Source organism: Luteimicrobium xylanilyticum, assembly GCF_009429125.1.
GTDB lineage: Bacteria > Actinomycetota > Actinomycetes > Actinomycetales > Cellulomonadaceae > Luteimicrobium > Luteimicrobium xylanilyticum.
Genome location: NZ_CP045529.1, coordinates 2,321,774 through 2,345,851 on the forward strand (window position 1 = coordinate 2,321,774; position 24,078 = coordinate 2,345,851).

The window sequence follows — 24,078 nt, forward strand, 5'->3', positions numbered from 1 at the left end:
GCCATCGTCACGTGGATGGTGCCCCCCTCTCCGGTCGAGCATGGGGTTGCGCGCATGATCGGAGCCGAGAAGGTGGATCCCCGCATGGTCGGCGCGTCCCGGGGTGGCGGATCGCATGGTCGACGGCGTAGGTCACCGTCGGTGAACGCGGCGTCACCACCGGCGGACGAAGATCACCGTCGGCGGGCGAGGTGAGACGACACGCGGGGGTACGGCCGAGTCACGAGGGGCTCAGCGGCGCAGCATCTCCACGACACGGAACGCCAGCTCCAGCGACTGCTGGTGATTGAGCCGCGGGTCGACGAGCGTCTCGTACCGCCGCGCGAGCCCGGCGTCGTCGATCTCCTCGCTCCCGCCGAGCACCTCGGTGACGTCGTCGCCGGTGAGCTCGACGTGCAGGCCGCCGGGCACCGTGCCGAGCGAACGGTGCACCTCGAAGAACCCGGAGACCTCGTCGAGGACGTCGGCGAACCGCCGGGTCTTGTACCCGGACTCGCTGGTGATCGTGTTGCCGTGCATGGGGTCGGTGACCCACACGACGGGCCGCCCGTCGGCGCGGACGGCGTCGACGAGGGGAGGGAGTGCGTCGCGGACCTTCCCGGCGCCCATGCGCGCCACGAACGTGAGGCGCCCGGGCACGCCGGCCGGGTTGAGCCGGTCGAGGAGGGCGATGGCGTCCTCGGGCTGCGTCGTCGGGCCGAGCTTGACGCCGATGGGGTTGGCGACGCGGGACAGGAACTCGACGTGGGCGCCGTCGAGCTGGCGGGTGCGCTCGCCGATCCACAGGAAGTGCGCGGACGTGTCGTACGCGGCGCCGGTGCGGGGGTCGATGCGGGACAGGGCACGCTCGTAGTCGAGGAGCAGCGCCTCGTGCGCAACGAAGAACTCCACGGTCTGCAGCGCTTCGAAGTCGGCGCCGCACGCAGCCATGAACCGGATCGCCCGGTCGATCTCGGCGGCCGTCGACTCGTAGCGGGCGTAGGCGGGGTTCCGCATGAACCCCTGGTTCCACTCGTGCACGCGCCGCAGGTCGGCGAACCCGCCCTCGGCGAGGGCCTGCACGACGTTGACGGTCGCGCCGGAGATCCGGTACGCCTGCACGAGCCGGGCGGGGTCGGGGATGCGCGACTCGGGCGTGAACGCGTGCGCGTTGACCATGTCGCCGCGGTAGGCGGGCAGGGTCACGCCGTCGCGGGTCTCGCTGTCGGAGCTGCGCGGCTTCGCGTACTGGCCGGCCATGCGCCCCATCTTCACGACGGGCATCGACGCGCCGTACGTCAGCACGACCGCCATCTGGAGGATGGTGCGGACCTTGTTGCGGATGCGCAGGGCACCCGCCTCGGCGAACGACTCGGCGCAGTCGCCGCCCTGGAGCAGGAACGCCTCGCCGCGCGCCGCGGCCGCGAGGCGCTCGCGCGCCCGGTCTGCGGCGGCGGGCACCACGAGGGGTGCCGCCGCGGCGAGCTCGTCGGTGGCTGCGGCGAGCGCCCCGGCGTCGGGCCACGTCGGCTGCTGGAGCGCGACCTTGGCGCGGTACGCGTCGAGCGACTCGAGCCCGACGCCGGGGAGCACGCCGACGCTCATGCCTGCGCCGTGACCAGGGGCTGGCCGATGCCGGCGAGGAGGTCGCCGAACCAGGGCTGCGACACGTCGAACGGCTTGCCGCCGGCGATCCGCGGGAACGCGATGGCCTTGAGGCGGTCGCCGTCCTCCTCGTCGTGGCCGATGACGCCCGAGTCGCCGCGCAGGGCGCACTCGACGGCGAGGTCGGTCATGGACTTGATGAGGCGCAGGTCCTCGGCGTTCGCGGCCGCGGCGCGCGAGTAGTAGCCGGACTTCTGGACCATGACCTTCTCGGCGCCGAGCTTCTCGGCGAACTGCTTGGCGAACCACTGGCCGGGGTTGATGGTGTCGAGCTTGACGTGCCCGAACGGGTCGCGCTCGACGGTCTCCCCCGCGGCCTCGAGCTGCGCGACGATCTCGTGCATGCCGGCGCCCTCGGACAGGAAGATGTTGACGTTGCCCTGCTCGTCCATGATGGTGCGGAGCCGGGCCGCCTCGCCGTCGATGTCCAGGGCAAGCTCGGGCAGGAACACGGCGTGGACGTCCCAGCGCTCCTTGCTGAGGCCGATCGAGGGGACCCAGTCCTGCAGGTCGAGCCACTCGCGGTACTTCCGGGCCGCCGCCGCGGTCAGCCAGCCGCAGTGCCGGCCCATGACCTCGTGCACGATGAGCATGCGGGGCCCGCTGCGGTGCTCGCCGATGACGTGCGCGGCGAAGCCCGCAGCCTCCTCGGCGGCGGTCCACGCGCCGAGCGACTGCTTGATCGGGACGACGTCGTTGTCGATCGTCTTCGGCAGCCCGACGACGGTCAGGTGGTAGCCGTTCTCCTCGAGGTAGGCCGCGAGGTCGGCGGCGGTCGTGTTGGTGTCGTCGCCCCCGATGGTGTGCAGGACGTCGACGCCGTCGGCCTTGAGCTGCTCGGCCGCGACCTGGAGCGGGTCCTGGCCCTCCTGGACGAGCCCGCGCCTGACGCAGTCGGCGGCGTTGGTGAGCTTGACGCGCGAGTTGCCGATCGGCGACCCGCCGAACCGGTGCAGGATCCCGGCCTTCGCGCGGGTCTCCGCGTCGACGACGACCTTCGTGCCGGTCAGCAGGCCGTGGTAGCCGTACTGGTAGGCGATGATCTCGATCTCGGGGTCGAGCTCGGTGTACCGCTCGATGAGGCCACCGACGGCCGAGGAAAGGCACGGGGCGAAGCCACCCGCAGTGAGCAGGGCGACGCGACGGACCGACATGCGATCAACCTCTCGTTGGGGCGCGAGGGTGGTCGCCCTCGCACCGGTCGTACTGGGGCCGGCGCTGCTCGCGTGCGGTGCGCTGACGGCGCGCAGCCCGCACGCGGACGCCGGACGCTTCCCGGCTGCGGCGAGCCCGCGGCCGACGAGGTCCGGGACGGCCGCCGGCCCGGGTCGCCGTCAGTCTACTGACGACGGCGGGGGCTGCGGCCCGCCGTCCGCGGGTCGGTCGTCGTCGGCCGGCCCCGTACCGCTCTCGGCGTCCGCCTCGGTGGCGCGCTCGTCCTCGTCCTCGTCCGCGTCCTCGGCGGGCGGCTCGGGCAGGACGACGTCCGGGATGGGTCGTCCGCCGGGCGCCCCGGCCGTGGTCGCGCCGTCGGCCTCGATGGGGACGCCCTGCGCGAGGCGCGCCTTCGCGGTCGCGGCGTAGATGTCGACGTACTCCTGCCCCGACAGCGACATGATCGCGTAGGTGATCTCGTCGGTCACGGACCGCAGGATGAAGCGGTCCTCCTCCATGCCCTTGTAGCGGCTGAAGTCGAGCGGCTCGCCGTAGACGACACCGATCCGTTTGGGCCGCGGCATCGTCTTGCCGAGGGGCTGCGCGACGTCGGACCCGATCATGGCCACCGGGATCACGGGCGCCCCGGACTCGAGCGCGAGGCGCGCGACGCCCGTCTTGCCACGGTAGAGGCGACCGTCGGGGCTGCGCGTGCCCTCGGGGTAGATGCCGAGGAGCTCGTCCTCGCCGAGGAGGCGGAGCCCCGTGCGGAGGGCGGCCTCGGAGGCCCGGCCGCCGCTCCGGTCGACGGGCACCGTGCCGACGCCCTTCATGAAGCCCGCCGTCAGGCGGCCCTTGAGGCCGGAGCCGGTGAAGTAGTCGGACTTGCCGAGGAACTGCACCTTGCGGGGCACCGTGAGCGGCAGGACGAACGAGTCGATCACCGCGAGATGGTTGCTGGCGAGGATCGCCGGCCCCTGCTGGGGCACGTGGTGCGTACCGCGCGACCAGGGCCGGAACGCGAGCCGCAGCACCGGCCCGACGATCATCTTCATCAGCCAGTAGAACACCGTCTCTCCTCCCCGGGAGCCGCGGTACTCCCCCGGCGTGCTCCTGACAATAGAGTGGTTCCATGGTGGATCCCAACGCGGGGCCCGTGCCCGACGACGGCGCACGCGACCCGGGCGCGCCCGGAGGTCCCGGGGAGCACGGTGGCGAGGGCAGCCCGCGCCCCGACGAGTCGGGCTGGACGGACGCGTGGGCCGAGGAGCAGTGGAGGTCGCTCGTCGCCGACCTCGAGACGCCCGCCGACGGTGGCGCGAGCGACCTTCCGACGGCCGGGACCGACGTTCCGGCCCGGTCGATCGAGGTCGCGCCCTGGGTACAGCCGACCCGGCCACGCGACTGGCCCACGGGTCCCGAGGTCGAGGACCTCGAGGACCAGGAGTCGCACTTCGTCCCACCGGAGCCGCCGCCCGTGCTGGGCCGCGACCCGCTCCTCAACCTCGCCTGGGGCCTGGTCGGTGCCGCGCCGCTCGTCGTGCTCGTGCTGCTCGTGGTGGTGCGACCGTTCCCGGCGCTCGTCGGGCAGGTCGCCGGGGCGGCGTTCCTGGCCGGCCTCGGCATCCTGCTGTGGCGGATGCCGCACCGCCGCGACGAGGACGACGACGACCCGGGCGCCGTCGTCTGACAGCGCCCCGGACCGCCACGGTGGTCCCGGTCTGCCGTGCGGCTCAGTCGACGCGCGCGAGGTCCGCTGCGCCGACCATGCCCGCGTCGTTGCCGAGCGCGGCCGCGACGATCCGCGCCTCGGGCCGGTGGCCGCGCGCCGACAGCTCGCGCTCGAAGCCCGCGCGCACCGACGGGAACAGGAGCTCGCCCGCGTCGGCGACACCGCCCCCGAGGACGATGAGCTCCGGGTCGAGCAGCGCCGCGACCGAGGCCGCACCCTCGCCGACCCACCGACCCAGGTCCGCGAACAGGTCCCGGGCCAGCGGGTCGCCGGCCTGGGCCGCGCTCGTGACCTGCGGGCCCGTGATCGCGTCGTGGTCGCCGCCCGCGAGCGCCAGCAGCGCCGCCGCCCGGTCCGGCATCGCGACGGCGGCGGCCCGCGCGTCGCGCACGAGGGCCGAGCCGGACGCGTACTGCTCCCAGCAGCCCTGGTGCCCGCAGCCGCAGTAGTGGCCGCCGGGCACGACGCGCATGTGGCCGACCTCGGTGGCGACACCCCAGCGCCCGCGCACGAGGCGGCCGTCGACGACGACCGCGCCCCCGAGCCCGGTGCCGAGCGTGAGCATGAGCATGTCGGTGGCGTCCTTGGCGGACCCGAACCGGAACTCGCCCCAGCCCGCGGCGTTGGCGTCGTTCTCGACCACGACGCGGACGTCCTCGCCGATCAGCGCGCGGACCTTCTCGCCGACGGGGTAGTCGCGCCAGGCGATGTTCGGGGCGAACAGGACGGTGGTGCGGTCGTTGCTCACGAAGCCGGCGGCCGCGACCCCGATGGCACCGATCTCGTAGTCCCCGCGGAACTCCTCGTACACCTCCGCGATCGCGCGGTCGATGCTCGCGACGTCGTCGGGCGAGGTGCTGCGGCGCGTCTTGGCGAGGATCGTGCCGTCCTCGTCCACGACGCCCGCGGCGATCTTGGTGCCTCCGATGTCGACCCCGACTGCGTACATGGTGTCCTCAGGTGTCCTCACGGTGAGCCCGGGCCTCGCGGCCCGGTGGTGAACGGGTGGGGCGGCGTCGCGGGTGCGGACGGGGCCGGCGAGGGCCGGCCCGGGAAGACGCCGCGTGCAGGCTATCCCGCGGCGGGGGTCGGGCACGAGCCCGTCCGGCGTCCGGGAGCGGCGGGTCGCCGGCCAGTAGACTTCCCGACGTCTCGTGACCGCGAGCAGGCGCCGACGCCGGCGTCCGGCGATGGGAGCCCGATGCCCGAGTCCAGCACCCCCCGTCTGGTCGAGGTCGACCCGACGTCCAACCTCAACGCGTTCCTCGCGCAGCGCGTGGCGCAGCGGCCCGACGGCGCGCTGTTCGAGGAGCGCGACGGCGAGGGCGGCTGGCGCCCCGTGACCGCGCGCGACTTCGACGCCCGGGTGGTGCGGGTCGCGAAGGGCCTGGTCGCGCGAGGGCTCGAACCGGGCGACCACGTCGGGATCATGGCGCACACGAGCCTCGAGTGGTCCGTCCTGGACTGGGCGTGCTGGGCCGCGAGTCTGGTGCCGGTCCCGCTGTACGAGACGTCGAGCGCCGAGCAGGTCCGCTGGTCGTGCGAGGACTCGCACGTCCGGCTCCTCGTGGTCGAGGACGACGCGATGGCCGCCGCGGTCGCGGCGTTCCGGTCCGAGGTCCCGGTGCTCGACGACGTCCTGGCGCTCTCCCAGGACGCCCTGGGCGTCCTCGAGGCCGAGGGAGCGAAGGTGGACGACGCCGAGATCGCGCGCCGCCGCGCCCTCGCGACGCTCGACGACGTCGCGACCGTGATCTACACGTCCGGTACGACGGGCAACCCCAAGGGCGTCGAGCTCACGCACGGGAACTTCGTCGACCTGTGCGCGAACGCGATCGCGAAGATGCACGAGGTCCTGGCCGGGAACTCGCGGACGCTGCTCTTCATGCCGATGGCGCACGTGTTCGCGCGGTTCATCGCCGTGGTCGTGGTCCCGGCGGGTGCCGTGCTCGCGCACGCGTCGAGCACCACGACGCTCCTCGACGACCTCGCATCGTTCCGCCCGACCTTCCTGCTGGCCGTGCCGCGCGTGTTCGAGAAGGTCTACAACTCGAGCGAGCAGAAGGCCGCCGAGCAGGGTCGGGCGACCCGCGCCGTCTTCCACTGGGCGGTCGCGTCCGGGATCCGCTGGTCGCGCGCCCTCGACTCGCGCCGGGGCCCGGGGCCCGTGCTGCGGGCCCGGCACCGGCTCGCCGACGCGCTCGTCCTGCGCCGGTTGCGCACCGCGCTCGGCGGCGACACCCGGTGGGCGATCTCGGGCGGCGCGCCCCTCGGCGAACGCCTCGGCCACTTCTTCCGGTCCGTCGGCGTGACCGTCCTCGAGGGCTACGGCCTGACCGAGACCACCGCGCCCGTCACGGTCAACGTGCCCGGCCACGTCGTGATCGGGACCGTCGGCCCGCCCCTGCCCGGGTCAGCGGTCCGCATCGCCGACGACGGCGAGGTGCTGGTCCGCGGACCGGGAGTCTTCCGGGGGTACCACGGCAACGACGCGGCCACCCGCGACGCCTTCGACGACGGCTGGTTCCGCACGGGCGACCTCGGCGCGCTCGACGGCGACGGCATGCTCACGATCACCGGCCGCAAGAAGGAGATCATCGTGACCGCGGGCGGCAAGAACGTCGCCCCGGCCGTGCTGGAGGACCGGGTGCGCGCGCACCCGCTCGTGTCCCAGTGCGTCGTCGTCGGCGACGCCCGCCCCTTCGTGGGGGCGCTGATCACGCTCGACGCCGAGGCGCTGCCCGGCTGGCTCGCCGTGCACGGCAAGCCCGAGCTGACGATCGAGCAGGCCGCGGCCGACCCCGACGTCCTGGCCGCCCTCCAGCAGGCCGTCGACCGGGCCAACCAGGCCGTCTCGCGGGCCGAGTCGATCCGCAAGTTCCGTGTCCTCGGCACCGACTTCACGGTGGAGAACGGGTACCTGTCGAACAAGCTCGGGGTCAAGCGGTTCCTCGTCCTGAAGGACTTCGCGGGCGAGATCGACGCGCTCTACGCGGACGCCGGCAAGCACGGGTTCTGAGCGGGCCGCCGCTCGGCGTCCGCCCGGCTGTCGGTGGCCGCGCCTAGCGTCGCGGCCATGAGCACGACGGGCACCACGGCCGGCACCCCACGCACCACCACCCTGGCTGCCCCCGGCACGACCCCTCAGCCTCCCGTCGCCTACCAGCCCACGCTCGACGAGCTCGGAACCCCGCTGCAGGACGTGACGTTCGTCGTCGTCGACCTCGAGACCACGGGCGCCTCGGCCCGCGAGGGCGGCATCACGGAGATCGGGGCCGTGAAGGTCCGCGGCGGCGAGGTGCTCGGCGAGTTCCAGTCGCTCGTCGACCCCGGGCGGCCGATCCCCGCGTTCATCGCGCGTCTCACGGGGATCACGAGCGCGATGGTTGCGACCGCCCCGACCATCGACCTCGTGCTCCCGAGCTTCCTGGAGTTCGCGCACGGCGCGGTGCTCGTCGCGCACAACGCCCCGTTCGACGTCGGCTTCCTGCGCGCTGCCGCGCGGGCGTGCGCGTACGAGTGGCCGGGCTACCCGGTGGTCGACACGGTCGCGCTCGCGCGCCGCGTCGTGACCCGGGACGAGGCCCCCAACCACAAGCTCGCGACGCTCGCCCGGCTCTTCCACGCGCAGGTCACGCCCGAGCACCGGGCGTTGGCCGACGCGCGGGCGACCGTCGACGTGCTGCACGCGCTCCTCGAGCGGCACGCGGCGTTCGGCGTGACCCACCTCGAGGACCTCGAGAACGCGACCGACCCCGTGCCGCCCGAGGTCCGGCGCAAGCGCCACCTCGCCGACGGTCTGCCCCAGGCGCCGGGCGTCTACCTCTTCCACGCGCCCGACGGCGAGGTCCTGTACGTGGGGACGTCGAGCAACCTGCGCTCGCGCGTCCGGCAGTACTTCACGGCCGGTGAGAAGCGGCGCCGGATGACCGAGATGGTGCGGCTCGCCGCGAGCGTCTCGGTCGTGGTGTGCGGCACGGCGTTCGAGGCGTCGGTGCGCGAGCTGCGCCTGATCGCGGAGCACGAGCCGCGCTACAACCGGCGGTCCAAGCACCCCGAGCGCATGCCGTGGCTGCGTCTGACCGCCGAGCCGCACCCCCGCCTCTCGGTGGTCCGCGACGTGCGGGCCGAGCCCGACGGGACGGTCGCGGCGCACGTCGGACCGTTCGCGTCGCAGACCCAGGCGCAGGCCGCCGCCGAGGCCGTGACCGACACGTTCGCGCTGCGCACGTGCACGCGCCGGCTCCCGCTCGTCCCGGCGGCCGGGGCCGCGTCGTGCGTGCTCGCGGACCTCGGTCGGTGCGCCGCGCCGTGCGTCGACCCGGGTGCGGCGGCGCCCTATGCGCGGACCGTCGAGGAGGTCCGGCGCGCCCTGCTCGAGGACCCGTCGCCCGTGGTGGAGGCGCTCGCCCGGCGCATGGCGTCGCTGTCGGCGCAGCAGCGCTACGAGCAGGCCCAGCACGTGGCGGAGCGGCTCGAGTCGTTCTGCACCGGCGTCGAGCGGGGCGCGCGCCTGCGGGCTCTCGCTGCCTGCCGCCAGCTCGTCGCCGCCCGGCCCGCGGACGGCGGGTGGGAGCTGGCCGTCGTCCGGCACGCCCGGCTGGCGGCCACCGCCCGCACCGCGCCCGCCGACGACGCCGTCGCCGCCGTCCGAGCCCTCGTCGCCACTGCGGAGCACGTCGACCCACCGGTGCCGCCCGCCCCGGCGGCGCACCCCCACGAAGCCGAGCTGGTGCTCGGGTGGCTCGACCAGCCCGGGGTCCGGGTCGTCGAGGTCACCGACCCGTTGAGCCTGCCGGTGCGCCTCGGGAGCCGGGCGCACCACCTGGCCCGGGCGTCGCGGGTCGTGTCGGCCTACGATCTGGGCGACGGGTCCCGCCCGTCTCCGCCGCCCGAGACACCGGTACCCCCCGTGCCGGCCCAGCCCGAGGAGCCTGCCCCATGCTGACCGCGATCGTCCTCATCGACACCGCCCCCGACGTCATCCCCGAGGTTGCCGAGACCGTCGCGGGCCTCGCCGGGGTCAGCGAGGTGTACTCGGTGACCGGGCGCGCGGACCTCGTCGCGATCGTGCGGGTACGCGACCACGACAAGCTCGCGGACGTCATCGCCGACGGCATCAGCAAGGTGCCCGGCGTCGTCCGGACCGAGACGCTGCTGGCGTTCCGTGCCTACTCCCAGGTCGACCTCGAGCAGGCGTTCGAGATCGGGCTCGAGGACTGAGGCCGAGCGGTCGCGACCTCTCAGCGCCGCGAGGCCGCGACCCAGCGCTCGAGGAGCTCGGCGGCCGCACCGGAGTCGATGCTGCGTGCGGCGACGTCCATTCCGGCGCGCAGGCGCTCGACGAGCGTCCCGTCGCCCGTGCCGGGCTGAGAGCCGTCCGCGACCAGTGCGGCAGCCGCGTTGAGCAGCACCGTCTCGCGCACGGGGCCCGCCTCTCCCCCGAGCACGCGCCGGGCCACGCCCGCGTTGTGCTCCGCGCTCGCGCCACGCAGGTCCGCGACGGTGATGCGCGTCAGCCCCAGCTCGTCGGCCGAGTCGAGCACCTGCTCGGTGACCTCGCCCCCGTCGACCAGCCACACGCGCGACCGCGCGGTGGCCGCCAGCTCGTCGAGACCGTCCTCGCCGCGGAACACGAGCGCCGACGTCCCCCGCGAGGCCAGCACGCCCGCGACCAGGGGCGCCATCCGCGCGTCGGCCACGCCGATCGCGGTAGCACGGGGCTGCGCGGGGTTCGTCAGCGGGCCGAGGAAGTTGAACGCCGTCGGGATGGGCAGCTCGCCGCGCGCCGCCGCCGCGTGCCGGAACGACGGATGGAAGGCCTGCGCAAAGCAGAACGTGATGCCGACCTCGGTCGCGAGCTCGGCGACGCGGGGCACGTCGAGGTCGAGCCGGACCCCGAGCGCCTCGAGCACGTCCGCCGAGCCCGACGACGACGTCGCGGCCCGGTTGCCGTGCTTCACGACGCGCACGCCTGCCCCGGCGACGACGATCGCCGCCATCGTGGAGACGTTGACGGTGTGGGCGCGGTCCCCGCCGGTGCCGACGATGTCGACCGACGGCGCGGGCGCCTCGAACCGGCGCGCGTGCGCGAGCATCGCGTCCGCCAGGCCGGCGAGCTCGTCGACGGTCTCGCCCTTGACGCGCAGCCCGACGAGGAAGCTCGCGAGCCGCGCGGCCGACACCTCGCCCGCCATGACCTGGTCCATGACCCACGCGGTCTCGTGGGCGGCGAGGTCGCGGCGGTCGACGAGCGCCTGGAGCAGGGCGGGCCAGGTCGGCGCCGCTGACGGGGGCACCGTGGGTGGGGTCGTCACGCCCCCATGATGCCAGCGGCGGAACGCGCCGCCCTCTGTGTCCCGCGATGTGTCCCGCGATCCGGTCACACGGCACGCACGGCCGGGCGCACGCCGTCGTCGCCCGTTTGGTGACACCTTCGCGACTTCCGTCATGAGGTGCGGGTACGAAGCGCAGAATGTCAAGGAAGTGTGAGATTCGACCGCGCCCGGACGGCCGCTTCGTGAACCAAACCACGCCCTCGTCGGCCATAATGAAGCCGTGTCGACCGCAACGGCTACCCCCCACACCCACGTGACCGTCAACCGGCCCAACCCGGTTCAGGTCGGGACCATCGTCTGGCTCTCGAGCGAGCTGATGTTCTTCGCGGGACTCTTCGCGATGTACTTCACCGCTCGCTCGGTCATGCCGGCCAGCGACTGGTCGGCTCAGGCCGACAAGCTCAACGTCTGGTTCTCGGCCGGCAACACGACGATCCTCGTGCTCTCGTCGTTCACCTGCCAGCTCGGCACCTACGCCGCCGAGCGGTTCCGGCCGCGGCGCACCGGCAAGCTCTGGCAGGTCGGCCAGTGGGGCATGGTCGAGTGGATCGCCGTCACGTACGTCATGGGTGCGATCTTCATCGCCGGCCAGGTCACCGAGTACTCGGACCTCGTCGAGCAGGGTCTGACGATCCACTCGAACGCGTACGGCTCGGTCTTCTACCTCGCCACCGGTTTCCACGGCCTCCACGTGCTCGGTGGTCTGATCGCGTTCCTGTTCCTTCTCGGCCGGACCTTCTCCGCAAAGCGGTTCGGACACCACGAAGCGACCTCCGCGATCGTCACGTCTTACTACTGGCACTTCGTCGACGTGGTGTGGGTGGCGCTCTTCAGCGTCATCTACCTCCTGCGCTGACGCACCACCACCCCTGAACCCCACACCCCCCACCGCGAGACGAGGATCACCCGTGAAGGCACTCGCCGCCCGCAGGCACCACCGGTTCGCGCCGGTCGTGCTGCTGCTGCTGGCGCTGCTGGTCACTGGCGGCGTCTACGCCGTCCTCGCGCCGAGCCAGGCGCGGGCGGACTCCGCCAGCACGCAGGACATCGAGACCGGTAAGAAGCTGTTCCAGGCCAACTGCGCCACGTGCCACGGGCTCGACGCCCAGGGCACGGCCAACGCACCGTCGCTGATCGGCGTCGGCGCGGCCGCCGTCGACTTCCAGGTCTCGACCGGCCGCATGCCGATGGCCATGGACGGCCCGCAGGCGCAGACCAAGCCGCGACAGATGACCGACGAGCAGACGACGCAGCTCGCCGCGTACATCGCGTCGCTCGGCGCCGGCCCCGCGATCCCGACCGACGAGCAGGTCGACGGCTCCAAGGGCAACCCCGCGACGGGCGCGGAGATCTTCCGCACCAACTGCGCGATGTGCCACAACGCCACCGGACAGGGCGGTGCGCTCTCCGAGGGCAAGTACGCACCGTCGCTCGAGCGCACGTCGGCACGCAACATCTACCAGGCGATGCTCACGGGTCCGCAGTCGATGCCGGTGTTCAACGACGCCAACATCACCCCCGACGAGAAGCGTGACGTCATCGCGTACCTCGAGGCCCAGCGCCACGGCAGCGCGGGTGGCGCGACCCTCGGCTCGCTCGGCCCGGTGTCCGAGGGCATCTGGGCCTGGGTGGTCGGTCTCGGCCTCCTGATCGGCGCCGCTGTCTGGATCGGAGCGAAGTCCTCGTGAGCAAGACGACCGACGTGACGGTCCCCCACCCGGAGGGCGACCTCGAGCACTTCCAGGACCCGGGAATCCCCGAGCACCGCCACCGCATGGCGGACACGGACCCCAAGGCCGACAAGCGCGCCGAGCGCCAGGTCGTGGTCCTCTTCACCATCTCCGTCATCGGCACGATCGTGGCCCTGTGGGCCTACTTCGCCGTGCGCCCGGACGGCACCATCGGCGGTGTCCGGGCCTCGACGATGACGCTCGGCATCGCGATCTTCTTCGCGCTCGCCGGGATCGGCGTCGGCGCGATCCACTGGGCCAAGACGCTCATGTCCGACCACGAGGTCGTCGAGGACCGCCACACCACGCGCAGCCCCGACGACGTCCGCGAGATCGCCGTCCAGAAGCTGGCCGACGGCATCAAGGACTCGGGCATCGGCCGCCGCGGCGTCCTCAAGGGCGTCGTGGTCTCCGCCCTCGCGCTGTTCCCGCTCACCATCGCCGTGCCGCTGATCAGCTCGGTCGGCGGCGACTGGAACGTCGGCACCTTCCGCACGACGCTGTGGAAGAAGGGCACGCGTCTCACCTACGACCCCACGGGCCGCCCCATCAAGGCCTCGGACGTGACGATCGGCTCCGCCGTGCACGTCATCCCGGAGGTCAGCGACGAGTACCGCCAGACCGGCGAGTGGATCAGCGAGAAGGCCAAGGCCCTCGTCCTGATGGTCCGGCTGGACCCCCGCGACTTCAAGCCCTTCGCCAAGGGCAAGGAGAACTGGACCTACGACGGCATCATCGCGTTCTCCAAGATCTGCACCCACGTGGGTTGCCCTGTCGCGCTCTACGAGCAGCAGACCCACCACCTCCTCTGCCCGTGCCACCAGTCGACGTTCGACGTCGCCGACGGCGCGAAGGTCGTGTTCGGCCCCGCGAAGCGGCCCCTGCCGCAGCTGCCGATCACCGTCGACTCCGAGGGCTACCTCGTGGCACAGGACGGATTCGACCAGCCCATCGGCCCGAGCTACTGGGAGCGACTGCGGTGACGACGACAACGACCCGGCCTTCGGCCACCGAGCCGACGACGCCGATCGGGCGCGCGTCGGACTATCTCGACAACCGCACCGGCATCGGCCACGCGGTCAAGGAGTTCGCGCGCAAGGTCTTCCCGGACCACTGGTCCTTCCTCCTCGGTGAGATCGCGCTCTACTCGTTCGTGGTGCTGCTCATCACTGGCACGTTCCTGACGATGTTCTTCGTGCCGAGCATGAGCCTGAGCACCTACGAGGGCGAGCCGGCCACCATGCACGGCCTGCTCATGTCCGACGCGTTCGCGTCGACGCTGCGCCTGTCGTTCGAGGTGCGTGGCGGCCTGCTGATGCGTCAGATCCACCACTGGGCAGCGCTCGTCTTCATGGCGTCGATCGTCACGCACATGATGCGCGTGTTCTTCACCGGCGCGTTCCGCCGCCCGCGCGAGTTCAACTGGCTCATCGGGTTCACGCTGCTGCTCACAGGCCTCCTCGCCGGCTTCACCGGCTACTCGCTGCCCGACGACGTCCTGTCCGGCAACGGCCTCGCGATCGCGAACGGCGTCGTCAAGTCGATCCCCGTGATCGGCTCGTACATGTCGTACTTCATCTTCGGCGGCGACTTCCCGGGCGAACAGATCATCCCGAGACTGTTCACGCTCCACATCCTGCTGATCCCCGCGATCATCCTGGCGCTCGTCGCGCTGCACCTGATGTTCGTCGTCGTGCACAAGCACACCCAGTACCCGGGCGGTGGACGCAAGGACGGCAACGTCGTGGGCTTCCCGCTCTTCCCCGTGTACACGGCGAAGGCCGGCGGGTTCTTCTTCGTGGTCTTCGCGGTCCTGTCCCTCATGGGCGCGACCATGGCGATCAACACGGTGTGGAACTACGGACCGTACGACCCCTCCCCCATCTCCGCGGGTGCCCAGCCCGACTGGTACATGCTGTTCCTCGAGGGATCGCTCCGACTCATGCCGGGGCAGGCGGAGTTCGTGTCGTGGGGTGACTTCACCTGGTCGCTCAACGTCCTCGTCCCGGCGGTGCTGCCCGTCCTGCTGCTCATCGGCTTTGCGCTGTATCCGTTCCTCGAGGCCAAGGTCACGGGCGACAACCGTGAGCACCACGTCCTCGACCGGCCGCGCAACCGGCCGACCCGCACGGGCATCGGCATGGCGTTCCTGGCGTTCTTCATCATCCTGGCGTTCGCCGGATCGAACGACCTCATCGCGATCCACTTCCACCTCTCGATCAACGAGATCACGTGGTTCTTCCGGGTGCTGGTCTTCGTCGGCCCCTGGTTCGCGTTCTGGATCACGAAGCGGATCTGCCTCGGCCTGCAGCGCAAGGACCGGGAGCTCGTCCTGCACGGGCACGAGACCGGCCGCATCGTCCGGTTCGCGTCCGGCGAGTACATCGAGGTGCACCGTCCCCTGGACGAGCAGGAGCGCTGGCTCCGCGTCAGCTACGACGCGCCCCGGCCGCTCGAGCTGCCCGCCCCCGCGGGACCGAAGGGCACCAAGGACAAGTCCTACAAGTCGGCGAAGCGCTGGGCGAAGCTGTCCCGGTTCTTCTACGAGGACCGCATCGACCCGGTGACCCCCGCAGAGCTCGCAGCGTCGCACTCGCACGGCGAGCACGACGCCCTGCCGGGAGGCGAGGACCACACCCTCGTTGCACCGGACCACTCCGCGGACGCCACCGAGCGATCGCACTGAGTTCGTCGCAGAGTAGGTACATGGCCCGTTCGCACGTGTTCCCGGCATCTTGCCGGTGACACGTGCGGGCGGGCCTCACCACATCCAGGAAGGTAGTGACGCATGGCTGTCTACACGCTCCCCGAGCTTCCCTACGACTACGCGGCCCTCGAGCCGCACATCTCCGGGCGCATCATGGAGCTCCACCACGACAAGCACCACGCCGCCTACGTGACGGGTGCCAACACGGCGCTCGACAAGCTCGCCGAAGCCCGCGAGTCCGGTGACCTCGCTGCCGTGAACCTGCACGAGAAGAACCTCGCGTTCAACCTCGGCGGTCACGTGAACCACTCGGCGTTCTGGCAGAACCTCTCCCCCGACGGTGGCGGTGAGCCGACCGGCGAGCTCGCCGCGGCCATCGACCAGGACTTCGGTTCCTTCGAGGCCTTCAAGAAGCACTTCGCCGCGACCGCGGCCGGCGTGCAGGGCTCCGGCTGGGCCATCCTGGCCTGGGACTCGATCGGGCAGAAGCTCATCATCGTCCAGCTCTACGACCAGCAGGGCAACATCGCCCTCGGGCTCGTCCCGCTCGTCCTCCTGGACGTCTGGGAGCACGCCTACTACCTGGACTACCAGAACGTGCGCGCCGACTACGTGACGGCCTGGTGGAACATCGTGAACTGGGCCGACGCCGACGCCCGCTTCACGCGTGCTCGTACGCAGACGGCAGGACTCATCGTTCCCGCCTGACGACATCTTGCTGGCGGCGTCTCAGCCCGCCAGACCGTCGCTGAAGGGCCGCATCCCGTCGGGGGTGCGGCCCTTCGTCGATGGTGACGTCGTGTTCGTCGATGGCGACGTGGTCGGGGTCGCGGGTGGGTGCGGCGAGGTGGTTCGGGCTGTCGTGCTTCGGCCCTGGGGGCCGTGCGCACTCCCTGACGCCCTTCACCACCTCCCCGCGCCCACCCGCTCGACGTTCGGCTCGCCTCCGTCGCAGCTGCTCGGCCGCCGCCGGGCCGTGTCGCGAGTCAACGCATTCGTCGCGAGTCAGCGGGAAGTTCACGCTGACTCGCGACAATCGGACTGGCTGACTCGGCGGTGCCCCGGTGTCCTCCGACCGGGCGCCGTCGTCGGGTGCCCCTCGCATGCGGTCCCACTCTCTCCACTGCGCCGAGCATGCGGACACACCCCATTTCGGCGCGGAGAACGGGGATCTTCACATGATCGGCGCGTTCGGGGGTGGCCGATCGCATGGTCGGCCGCCGCGGAATCCGGTGTGTGCGGGTCTGGGGCGACCGGTCGTGGGGATGGACGACGGCGACGGGTGGGTCGGGCGGACGTCACCGTGGGCAACAACGACAGCGGCCGGGACGCCCCCTCAGGGACGGCCCGGCCGCTGTCGGTGTGACGGTGAAGCAGCGTCAGTGCGCGTGCTGACCGCGAGAGTACTCGAAGACCCACCCGATGAGACCGACCACGCCGAGCGCGATGCCGATCCCGACGAGCCACCAGCCCACGGCCAGGCCGAGGAACGTCAGCGCGGCAGGGAAAGCGATCGCGAGGGGCCACCAGCTCCATGGCGCGTACACGCCCTGGTCTCCGGCACCCTCGTCGATCTCGCCGTAGGGATTGTCCTCGGGCCGCGGGTCGATGCGCCGTGCCGTGAGGGCGAGGAACGTCCCGATCATCGCGGACAACGCGGCGACGAGGAAGATCCCGACCGAGCCGACCGGCTCCCAGTGGCTCCACAGGCCGTAGACCACGCCGATCGCCGCGAAGAACGGCGTCAGGAGGAGGAAGAGCTTGGACTCGAGCTTCACTTGGTGTCCTCCGTCCGGCCGGTGCCGTGCTCAGGGCGGCCTTCGACTCGTCCGGCCGTGGCTTCCGTGTGCCCACGCCGGTCGGCCTCGCCGAAGACCTGGGCTGCCGGCGAGGGGTGCTCGTCCGCGTGGTCCATGGCCGCGACCTCGGGGTGGTGCAGGTCGAAGGCGGGACGCTCCGAGCGGATGCGCGGCAGCGAGGTGAAGTTGTGCCGCGGCGGGGGGCAGGACGTGGCCCACTCGAGCGACATGCCGTAGCCCCACGGGTCGTCCACGGTGACCTTCGGCGCGTTGCGCCAGGTCGAGTAGACGTTCCACACGAACGGGATCATCGACGCGGCGAGGATGAACGAGCCGATCGTCGACACCTGGTTCATCCAGGTGAAGCCGTCCTCGGGCGAGTAGTCCGCGTACCGACGGGGCATGCCGTCGACGCCGAGCCAGTGCTGGATGAGGAACGTCGCGTGGAAGCCCACGAACAGCAGCCAGAAGTGGATCTTGCCGAGGCGCTCGTCGAGCATGCGGCCCGTCATCTTGGGCCACCAGAAGTAGAAGCCCGCGAACATCGCGAACACGACGGTGCCGAAGACCACGTAGTGGAAGTGCGCGACCACGAAGTACGAGTCGGAGAGCTGGAAGTCCAGCGCCGGGCTCGCGAGGATGACGCCGGTCAGACCACCGAAGAGGAAGGTGACCAGGAAGCCGATCGACCAGAGCATCGGTGTCTCGAACGTGAGCTTGCCGCGCCACATCGTCCCGATCCAGTTGAAGAACTTCACGCCGGTCGGGACCGCGATGAACATCGTCATGATCGAGAAGAACGGGAGGAGCACCGCGCCGGTCACGTACATGTGGTGCGCCCAGACCGTCACGGACAGCGCCGCGATGGAGATCGTCGCGTAGACGAGACCCTTGTAGCCGAAGATCGGCTTGCGGCTGAAGACCGGCAGGATCTCCGAGATGATGCCGAAGAACGGCAGCGCGATGATGTAGACCTCGGGGTGCCCGAAGAACCAGAACAGGTGCTGCCAGAGGACCGCTCCCCCGTTGTCGGGGTTGAACACCTGCGCGCCGAGCCGGCGGTCCGCACCGAGGCCCAGCAGCGCGGCCGCGAGGGGCGGGAAGGCCATGAGCACGAGGATGCTCGTGATGAGGGCGTTCCACGTGAAGATCGGCATCCGGAACATGGTCATGCCCGGGGCGCGCATCGTCATGATCGTGGTGATGAAGTTGACCGCACCGAGGATCGTGCCGAAGCCGCTCAGCGCGAGTCCGAACACCCACATGTCGCCACCGACGCCCGGTGAGAACGTCGTGTCGGACAACGGCGCGTACGCCGTCCAGCCGAACGAGGCCGCACCCTGCGGGGTGAGGAAGCCGCCGACCGCGATGAGCGAGCCGAACAGGTAGAACCAGTACGCCACCATGTTCAGGCGCGGGAACGCGACGTCGGGGGCACCGATCTGCAGCGGCATGATGACGTTCGTGAAGCCCGCGAAGAGCGGCGTCGCGAACATCAGCAGCATGATCGTGCCGTGCATCGTGAAGAGCTGGTTGTACTGCTCGCGGCTCTGCACGACCTGCAGCCCGGGCTCGAAGAGCTCAGCGCGGATCAGCAGCGCCATGACGCCGCCGATCAGGAAGAACACGAACGAGCTGATGAGGTACAGGTACCCGATCGTCTTGTGGTCGGTCGAGGTGACCCACTTGACGACGGTGCGGCCCAGCGTCTGGCGCTCCACCCGCAGCCCGGGGATCGATTCTGCGTGCGCCATCACTGACCACCCTCACTGTCCGTCGGCAGGTTGCCCGCCGTCTCGCCGTCGTTCTGCGAACGGTCGTAGGCGTCCGACAGCAGCCCCGTCTGGCCCGCAGCGCGCAGGTCCTCGATGTGCTGCTGGTACTCCTGCTCGGAGACCACCTTGACGTTGAAGAGCATGCTCGAGTGCCACTCGCCGCACAGCTCGGCGCACTTGCCTGCATACGTGCCCTCACGGAGCGGGGTCATCTCGAACGAGTTCGGGTGACCCGGGATGAGGTCCTCCTTGTAGAGGAACGCGGGGACCCAGAAGGAGTGGGCGACGTCGCGCGTCGTCAGGTTGAACAGGACCTTCTTGCCGACGGGCAGGTACAGCGTCGGCATCGCCTTGTCGGTGCCCTTGGCGCCGTCGACGAGGTCGTCCTTGGTCAGCGAGCCGACGTCCTGCGCCATGACGCCCGCCTCGTGGACGTCCTCGTCGACGTAGTTGAAGTCCCAGCTCCACTGCTTGCCGATGACGCCGATGGTGACGTCGGGCGTGCCGCTGACCTTCTTGATCTCGGTGACGTCGCGGTTCGTGTAGAAGAACAGGACGAGGATCGCGACGATCGGGACGACCGTGTACATGATCTCGAGGGGCATGTGGTACCGCGTCTGGATCGGCAGGGCGTCGTCGCCCTTGCGCTTCCGGTAGGCAGCGATGCACCAGATCATCAGGCCCCACGTGATCACGCCGACCACGAGCAGCGCGATCCAGGAACCGTTCCACAGGTGCGTGATCCGGGCGGTCTGGTCGGTGACCTGCTTGCCGTCGTCATAGCCGGGCAGGAAGCCACGCTTCACTTTGTCGGGCGAGCAGCCGGACGCGAGCAGCGCGACCGACGCGGCGAGGGCCGCTCCGGTGACGAGCTGCCACCTGCGGCGGCGGGGGGTGTGCGGGTGCAAGGGGGGGCCTCTCACGTCACGTCAGGGTGGACCCGTGGCTCCACGAGTCCTCCGCAAGACCTTCGTTCTCGACACACGCAGCCTAGCGCGCGTTCCCACGGGTCCGCGCCCGTGGCGCCCCGGACGATCACCGCAGATCGGGCCGTCATGCGAACCTGCCCTCCACGTCGGGCAGGATTCCGCGGAACGCCCCGTCCTTGCTGGCGGACCCTACCGATCTGTCAGATCGTTCGCCGCGTCTAGGGTGGGCGTTGTGACCGATCCCACCCCGTCCTCCGCTCCCCCGACGACGGCGGAGGCGCCCCGGCGCGCATGGCTCGACGCTTCGGGAGCGGCGCGCATCCATCCGGTGGCGCGCCGGGCGTTCGAGCAGGCGCTGGACGACGGCTGGGCCGACCCACGCCGGCTGAGCACCGAGGGCCGCCGGGCGCGTGCGCTCCTCGACGGGGCACGCGAGTCGCTGGCCGGGGCCGTGGGCGCGCGCACCGAGGAGGTCCACGTCGCGCCGTCGCACACGGCCGCGCTCCACGCGGCGGTCCTGGGAGTGGCGGCGGGACGACGCCGCGCGGGCACGCGCGCGGTCGTGAGCGCCGTCGAGCGGGCCGCGGTGCTGCACGCGGGCGAGCACGCGGGGCTCGACGTCGAGCGCGTGCCTGTCCACCGCACCGGCGCGGTGGACACGGAGGCCTTCGCGGCGGCCCTAGACGACGGGCCTACCGCGCTCGCCGCCCTGCAGCACGCGAACGGCGAGGTCGGCACGCTCCAGCCGACGGGCGCGGCGCACGCGGCCACGACCGCGCGGGGGGTGCCACTGATCGTCGACGCCGGCGCGAGCGCGGGGCACGTGGACGTGGGGGCGGCGTGGGACGTCCTCGCCCTCGACCCGCGCGACTGGGGCTCGGTTCCCGGGGCGGGCGTGCTGGTGGTCCGGCGCGGGGTGCGGTGGCGACCTGTCGCGCCCGAGGACGAGGACCGCTTCTTCCCCGGCGGGCCATCGGTGCTTGCGGCGTTCGCGGCCGCGGCGTCGCTCGAGGCCGTGCTCGCGGACCGCGCCGAGGAGGACCGCCGGCGGCGCGCTCTCGTCGACCTCGTCCGGACGTGCGTCGCGGCCGAGGTGCCCGACGTCGAGGTGGTCGGAGACCCGGACGACCGTCTGCCGCACGTCGTGACCTTCTCGTGCCTCTACGTCGACGGGGAGGCGCTCGTGACGGAGCTCGACCGGGCGGGCTTCGCCGTCGGGTCGGGCTCCGCCTGCACCTCGAGCTCCCTCGAGCCGTCGCACGTGCTCGCGGCGATGGGCGTGCTCACGCACGGCAACGTGCGGATCGGGCTCGACCGTGAGACGACCCGGGACGATGTCGAGCGCTTCCTCGCCGTGCTGCCCGGCGCCGTCGCGCGGGTGCGCTCCTTCCTGGGGGCGCAGGCCCTGTGAGCCCGACCGTCGTCGTCGACGCACGTGGCTTGCGGTGCCCGCTGCCGGTGATCCGGCTCGCCGCCGCGGCCCGAGACGCAGCCCCGGGCGCCCTGCTGACCGTCCTCGCCACGGATCCGGCGGCCGAGCACGACGTGCCGGCCTGGGCACGGATGCGCGGGCACGCCGTCGTCGGCTCCGAGCACGACGAAGCCGCGGGGACCTGGTCGCTCACGGTGGAGGTGAGTGGCCAGGCCCCCGCGGCCTGAGCGGCGCACGGAGCCCCCGCGGCCTGAGCGGCGCACGGAGCCCCCGCGGCCTGAGCGGCGCACGGAGCCCCCGCGGCCTGAGCGGCGCACGGAGCCCCCGCGGCCTGAGTCGGTCGCGACCCGGTTTGTTCCCCGGGCGACCTGTCAGCTGAAAGAGCCGCCGCAGGCGCAGGAGCTGCCGGCGTTCGGGTTGTCGATCGTGAAGCCCTGCTTCTCGATGGTGTCCGCGAAGTCGATCGTCGCGCCCTCGAGGTAGGGGACGCTCATGCGGTCCACGACGACCTCGACGCCGTCGTAGTCGCGCAGCGCGTCACCGTCGAGCACGCGCTCGTCGAAGTAGAGCTGGTAGATCAGGCCGGAACAGCCGCCGGGCTGGACGGCGACCCGCAGCCGCAGGTCGTCTCGTCCTTCCTGCTCGAGGAGGCTGCGGACCTTGTCCGCCGCGACGTCGGTGAGGTTCACGCCGTGGGTGGCGATCTCGGTCGTCTCGCTCATGTTCGTTCTCCGCTGGTCGCAGGGGCCGGGCCCCGGTCGTGGCACCGGGTGGCATGCCCGGGCGTCTCCGTGAGCGTCAACCGCGCTCCGCGCGATCGTGTTCCCGCGAGTCTCGGGAACCTCCGCCGGACACCCGGACCGGCCGTCCGGCCCGACGACGCCGCGGTGGCGCCGCGTCTCCAGCGTACGCCCGGACAGCGGTCGGTCGCGGCGTGGCTCGCTGGTCGGAGAGGCCCGCGGGGCGCTGGTCGGCGCATGCGATGATCGACGCGTGACCACGCTGCTCGAGACGTCCAGCGGCGCCGGCTTCGCGGAGCCGGCCCCCTCTCCCCTCCTCCTGCTCGGGCAGGGGCGCGACCTCGCGTCCGAGCGGGGCGTCGAGTGCGCGGGTGCGTTGCCCGCGGCCTCCGACCCCGATCTCGTCGAACGGGCGGTCGCGGCGCGTGCCGCGCTGGGCGACCGGGCGTTCGTGCTGGGGCACCACTACCAGCGCGACGAGGTGATCCGGTTCGCCGACGTGACGGGCGACTCCTTCAAGCTCGCGCGCGAGGCCGCGGCGCGGCCCGAGGCGGAGTTCGTGCTGTTCTGCGGCGTCCACTTCATGGCCGAGTCCGCGGACATCCTCACGTCGGACGCCGCCCAGCAGGTCGTGCTGCCGGACCTCGCGGCGGGCTGCTCCATGGCGGACATGGCCGCGATCGACCAGGTCGACGAGGCGTGGGACGTGCTCGACGATCTCGGGCTCGCAGGGCGCACGGTCCCCGTGACGTACATGAACTCCTCCGCGGCGATCAAGGCGTTCACGGGGCGCCACGGCGGCACCGTGTGCACGTCGTCGAACGCGGAGGTGGCGCTGCGCTGGGCGTTCGAGCGCGCGGACGCGGCGGGGGCCGCCGAGGGCGCGGGCGACGGCGCGGGCAAGATCCTGTTCCTCCCCGACCAGCACCTGGGCCGCAACACCGCGGTGCTGCAGCTCGGCATCCCGCTCGACGCGTGCGTCGTCTACGACCCGCGCAAGCCCGACGGAGGCCTGACGGAGGCCGAGCTCGCGGCGGCGCGCGTCATCCTGTGGCGAGGTCACTGCTCGGTGCACGGCCGGTTCTCGGCCCGCAACGTCGAGGCGGTCCGGGCGGCGGTGCCCGACGTGACGGTCATGGTGCACCCGGAGTGCAAGCACGAGGTCGTGACCGCGGCGGACCAGGTGGGCTCGACGGAGTTCATCATCAGGGCGCTCGACGCCGCGGAGCCGGGCTCGAGCTGGGCGATCGGCACGGAGCTCAACCTGGTGCGCCGCCTCGCGGCCCAGCACCCGGAGCTCCAGGTCCACTACCTCGACTCGACGGTCTGCTTCTGCTCGACGATGAACCGGATCGACCTGCCGCACCTGGTCTGGGCGATGGAGGAGCTCGTCGAGGGCCGCACGGTGAACCGGATCGTCGTCGACGCGGACGACGCGCACTGGGCGCGCGTGGCGCTCGACCAGATGCTGGCGCTCCCGGGGCTCTGACCCGGTCACGGTTACCCGAGACCGGGAGTCCCGGGTAGTAGCCTGCTCGGGTGACTCGTCAGATCCAGCTCGCGCTCGCTGCCGTGCGCCCGCGCAAGGCCGACCCGTCCGTCCCCGTCCTGGGACCCTCGATCACGCGCATGCGCGTGCACCCGGGCGACCTCGACTACTACTGGCACGTCAACAACGGCACGTACCTGCAGATGATGGACGTCGCGCGCACGAACTACATGGCGGACATCGACGCGCTCGGCGCGCTCAAGGAGCGCGGCTGGTACGCCGTCGTCGCGGCGTCGACCATGAAGTACCGCCGCTCGCTCAAGCTCGGCGACCGGTTCGAGATCCGCACGCGCGTGCTCGGCTGGGACGAGCGCGTCGTCTACATGGAGCAGTCGTTCTGGCGTGACGAGGAGCTCAGCGCGCGCGGGCTCGTGGCCGGCCGCTTTCTGCACCGCGACGGCTCGCGCGTCCCCGCGCCCGACGTGATCGCCTTCCTCGCGAGCCTCCACGGCCGTGAGGTCGAAGAGCCCGAGCTGCCCGACGACGTCGCCACCTGGGCGCGCGCCGTGGACGTCGCTCCCCGCTGACGCCCGCGGCCGGCATGGCGG

At 71.8% G+C, this 24,078-nt stretch carries 22 protein-coding genes; 13 read left to right on the forward strand and 9 right to left on the reverse strand.

Going from position 1 to position 24,078, the window contains the following annotated elements:
• Positions 1-231 precede the first annotated feature (231 nt).
• From KDY119_RS10325 to KDY119_RS10335, 3 genes are all read right to left on the reverse strand, one after another.
• On the reverse strand, positions 232-1,584 hold the full coding sequence (locus KDY119_RS10325; RefSeq protein WP_153022277.1) for a class II 3-deoxy-7-phosphoheptulonate synthase: 1,353 nt from the start codon (positions 1,582-1,584) through the stop codon (positions 232-234).
• Positions 1,581-2,798 carry a pyrophosphate--fructose-6-phosphate 1-phosphotransferase gene (locus KDY119_RS10330; RefSeq protein WP_036949851.1) on the reverse strand — a complete coding sequence of 406 codons (1,218 nt, stop codon included), beginning with the start codon at positions 2,796-2,798 and terminating at the stop codon, positions 1,581-1,583. Before KDY119_RS10330 ends, KDY119_RS10325 begins: the two co-directional genes overlap by 4 nt.
• 180 nt (positions 2,799-2,978) lie before the next feature.
• Positions 2,979-3,869 carry a lysophospholipid acyltransferase family protein gene (locus KDY119_RS10335; RefSeq protein WP_083890809.1) on the reverse strand — a complete coding sequence of 297 codons (891 nt, stop codon included), beginning with the start codon at positions 3,867-3,869 and terminating at the stop codon, positions 2,979-2,981.
• A 62-nt stretch (positions 3,870-3,931) separates the two neighbouring features.
• On the opposite strand from KDY119_RS10335, the gene KDY119_RS10340 reads away from it, so the two are divergent.
• Positions 3,932-4,489: a hypothetical protein gene (locus tag KDY119_RS10340; protein WP_153022278.1), complete on the forward strand. Its 558-nt coding sequence runs from the start codon at positions 3,932-3,934 to the stop codon at positions 4,487-4,489.
• A 43-nt stretch (positions 4,490-4,532) separates the two neighbouring features.
• On the opposite strand, the gene KDY119_RS10345 is transcribed toward KDY119_RS10340, so the two are convergent.
• Positions 4,533-5,480, reverse strand: a complete 948-nt coding sequence (locus KDY119_RS10345) for an ROK family glucokinase (RefSeq protein WP_153022279.1) — start codon at positions 5,478-5,480, stop codon at positions 4,533-4,535.
• 252 nt (positions 5,481-5,732) lie between these two features.
• Here KDY119_RS10345 and KDY119_RS10350 point away from each other — a divergent pair, with 252 nt between their 5' ends.
• From KDY119_RS10350 to KDY119_RS10360, 3 genes are read left to right on the forward strand one after another with little or no spacing between them, the layout of a single operon-like run.
• Entirely contained in the window at positions 5,733-7,550 is a 1,818-nt protein-coding gene (locus KDY119_RS10350; protein WP_036949844.1) for an AMP-dependent synthetase/ligase, read from the forward strand.
• A 57-nt stretch (positions 7,551-7,607) separates the two neighbouring features.
• The gene (locus KDY119_RS10355; RefSeq protein ID WP_153022280.1) at positions 7,608-9,479 is read left to right on the forward strand and encodes a DEDD exonuclease domain-containing protein; all 1,872 of its coding nucleotides are present in this window, start codon (positions 7,608-7,610) and stop codon (positions 9,477-9,479) included.
• The gene (locus KDY119_RS10360; RefSeq protein WP_036949838.1) at positions 9,473-9,754 is read left to right on the forward strand and encodes an Lrp/AsnC family transcriptional regulator; all 282 of its coding nucleotides are present in this window, start codon (positions 9,473-9,475) and stop codon (positions 9,752-9,754) included. The genes KDY119_RS10355 and KDY119_RS10360 overlap by 7 nt, the downstream gene beginning before the upstream one ends.
• Positions 9,755-9,774: 20 nt before the next feature.
• Here the strand turns inward: KDY119_RS10360 and trpD are convergent, their stop codons facing one another.
• Positions 9,775-10,848 carry an anthranilate phosphoribosyltransferase gene (trpD, locus tag KDY119_RS10365; RefSeq protein ID WP_227994294.1) on the reverse strand — a complete coding sequence of 358 codons (1,074 nt, stop codon included), beginning with the start codon at positions 10,846-10,848 and terminating at the stop codon, positions 9,775-9,777.
• Between the two features lie 241 nt (positions 10,849-11,089).
• Between trpD and ctaE the strand changes: the two genes are divergently transcribed.
• The 5 genes from ctaE (at position 11,090) to KDY119_RS10390 (ending at position 16,014) form a co-directional block, all read left to right on the forward strand.
• Positions 11,090-11,725, forward strand: a complete 636-nt coding sequence (gene ctaE / locus KDY119_RS10370) for an aa3-type cytochrome oxidase subunit III (protein ID WP_036949833.1) — start codon at positions 11,090-11,092, stop codon at positions 11,723-11,725.
• A gap of 52 nt (positions 11,726-11,777) precedes the next feature.
• Positions 11,778-12,557 carry a cytochrome bc1 complex diheme cytochrome c subunit gene (gene qcrC, locus KDY119_RS10375; protein WP_036949831.1) on the forward strand — a complete coding sequence of 260 codons (780 nt, stop codon included), beginning with the start codon at positions 11,778-11,780 and terminating at the stop codon, positions 12,555-12,557.
• Positions 12,554-13,582, forward strand: a complete 1,029-nt coding sequence (gene qcrA / locus KDY119_RS10380; RefSeq protein ID WP_036949829.1) for a cytochrome bc1 complex Rieske iron-sulfur subunit — start codon at positions 12,554-12,556, stop codon at positions 13,580-13,582. Before qcrC ends, qcrA begins: the two co-directional genes overlap by 4 nt.
• Complete coding sequence (gene qcrB, locus KDY119_RS10385) at positions 13,579-15,285, forward strand: cytochrome bc1 complex cytochrome b subunit (protein ID WP_051136500.1); 1,707 nt, start codon at positions 13,579-13,581, stop codon at positions 15,283-15,285. The genes qcrA and qcrB overlap by 4 nt, the downstream gene beginning before the upstream one ends.
• 102 nt (positions 15,286-15,387) lie before the next feature.
• Positions 15,388-16,014: a superoxide dismutase gene (locus KDY119_RS10390; RefSeq protein WP_036949827.1), complete on the forward strand. Its 627-nt coding sequence runs from the start codon at positions 15,388-15,390 to the stop codon at positions 16,012-16,014.
• 671 nt (positions 16,015-16,685) lie between these two features.
• On the opposite strand, the gene KDY119_RS10395 is transcribed toward KDY119_RS10390, so the two are convergent.
• From KDY119_RS10395 to ctaC, 3 genes are read right to left on the reverse strand one after another with little or no spacing between them, the layout of a single operon-like run.
• On the reverse strand, positions 16,686-17,084 hold the full coding sequence (locus KDY119_RS10395; RefSeq protein ID WP_036949824.1) for a cytochrome c oxidase subunit 4: 399 nt from the start codon (positions 17,082-17,084) through the stop codon (positions 16,686-16,688).
• The gene (gene ctaD, locus KDY119_RS10400; protein WP_051136499.1) at positions 17,081-18,859 is read right to left on the reverse strand and encodes an aa3-type cytochrome oxidase subunit I; all 1,779 of its coding nucleotides are present in this window, start codon (positions 18,857-18,859) and stop codon (positions 17,081-17,083) included. The genes KDY119_RS10395 and ctaD overlap by 4 nt, the downstream gene beginning before the upstream one ends.
• Entirely contained in the window at positions 18,859-19,803 is a 945-nt protein-coding gene (gene ctaC / locus KDY119_RS10405; RefSeq protein WP_227994295.1) for an aa3-type cytochrome oxidase subunit II, read from the reverse strand. Before ctaC ends, ctaD begins: the two co-directional genes overlap by 1 nt.
• 238 nt (positions 19,804-20,041) lie before the next feature.
• On the opposite strand from ctaC, the gene KDY119_RS10410 reads away from it, so the two are divergent.
• Together KDY119_RS10410 and KDY119_RS10415 are read left to right on the forward strand one after the other, a co-directional pair.
• The gene (locus KDY119_RS10410) at positions 20,042-21,220 is read left to right on the forward strand and encodes a cysteine desulfurase family protein (protein WP_153022281.1); all 1,179 of its coding nucleotides are present in this window, start codon (positions 20,042-20,044) and stop codon (positions 21,218-21,220) included.
• Positions 21,217-21,468, forward strand: coding sequence for a sulfurtransferase TusA family protein (locus tag KDY119_RS10415; RefSeq protein ID WP_153022282.1), 252 nt, complete (start codon positions 21,217-21,219; stop codon positions 21,466-21,468). Before KDY119_RS10410 ends, KDY119_RS10415 begins: the two co-directional genes overlap by 4 nt.
• A gap of 144 nt (positions 21,469-21,612) precedes the next feature.
• On the opposite strand, the gene erpA is transcribed toward KDY119_RS10415, so the two are convergent.
• Positions 21,613-21,963, reverse strand: coding sequence for an iron-sulfur cluster insertion protein ErpA (gene erpA, locus KDY119_RS10420; protein ID WP_036949817.1), 351 nt, complete (start codon positions 21,961-21,963; stop codon positions 21,613-21,615).
• Positions 21,964-22,234: 271 nt separating this feature from the next.
• Between erpA and nadA the strand changes: the two genes are divergently transcribed.
• Positions 22,235-23,470, forward strand: coding sequence for a quinolinate synthase NadA (gene nadA / locus KDY119_RS10425; protein WP_036949815.1), 1,236 nt, complete (start codon positions 22,235-22,237; stop codon positions 23,468-23,470).
• A 50-nt stretch (positions 23,471-23,520) separates the two neighbouring features.
• Positions 23,521-24,057 (forward strand): acyl-CoA thioesterase, encoded by a 537-nt coding sequence (locus KDY119_RS10430; RefSeq protein ID WP_036949812.1) that lies wholly within the window; start codon positions 23,521-23,523, stop codon positions 24,055-24,057.
• Positions 24,058-24,078 lie beyond the last annotated feature (21 nt).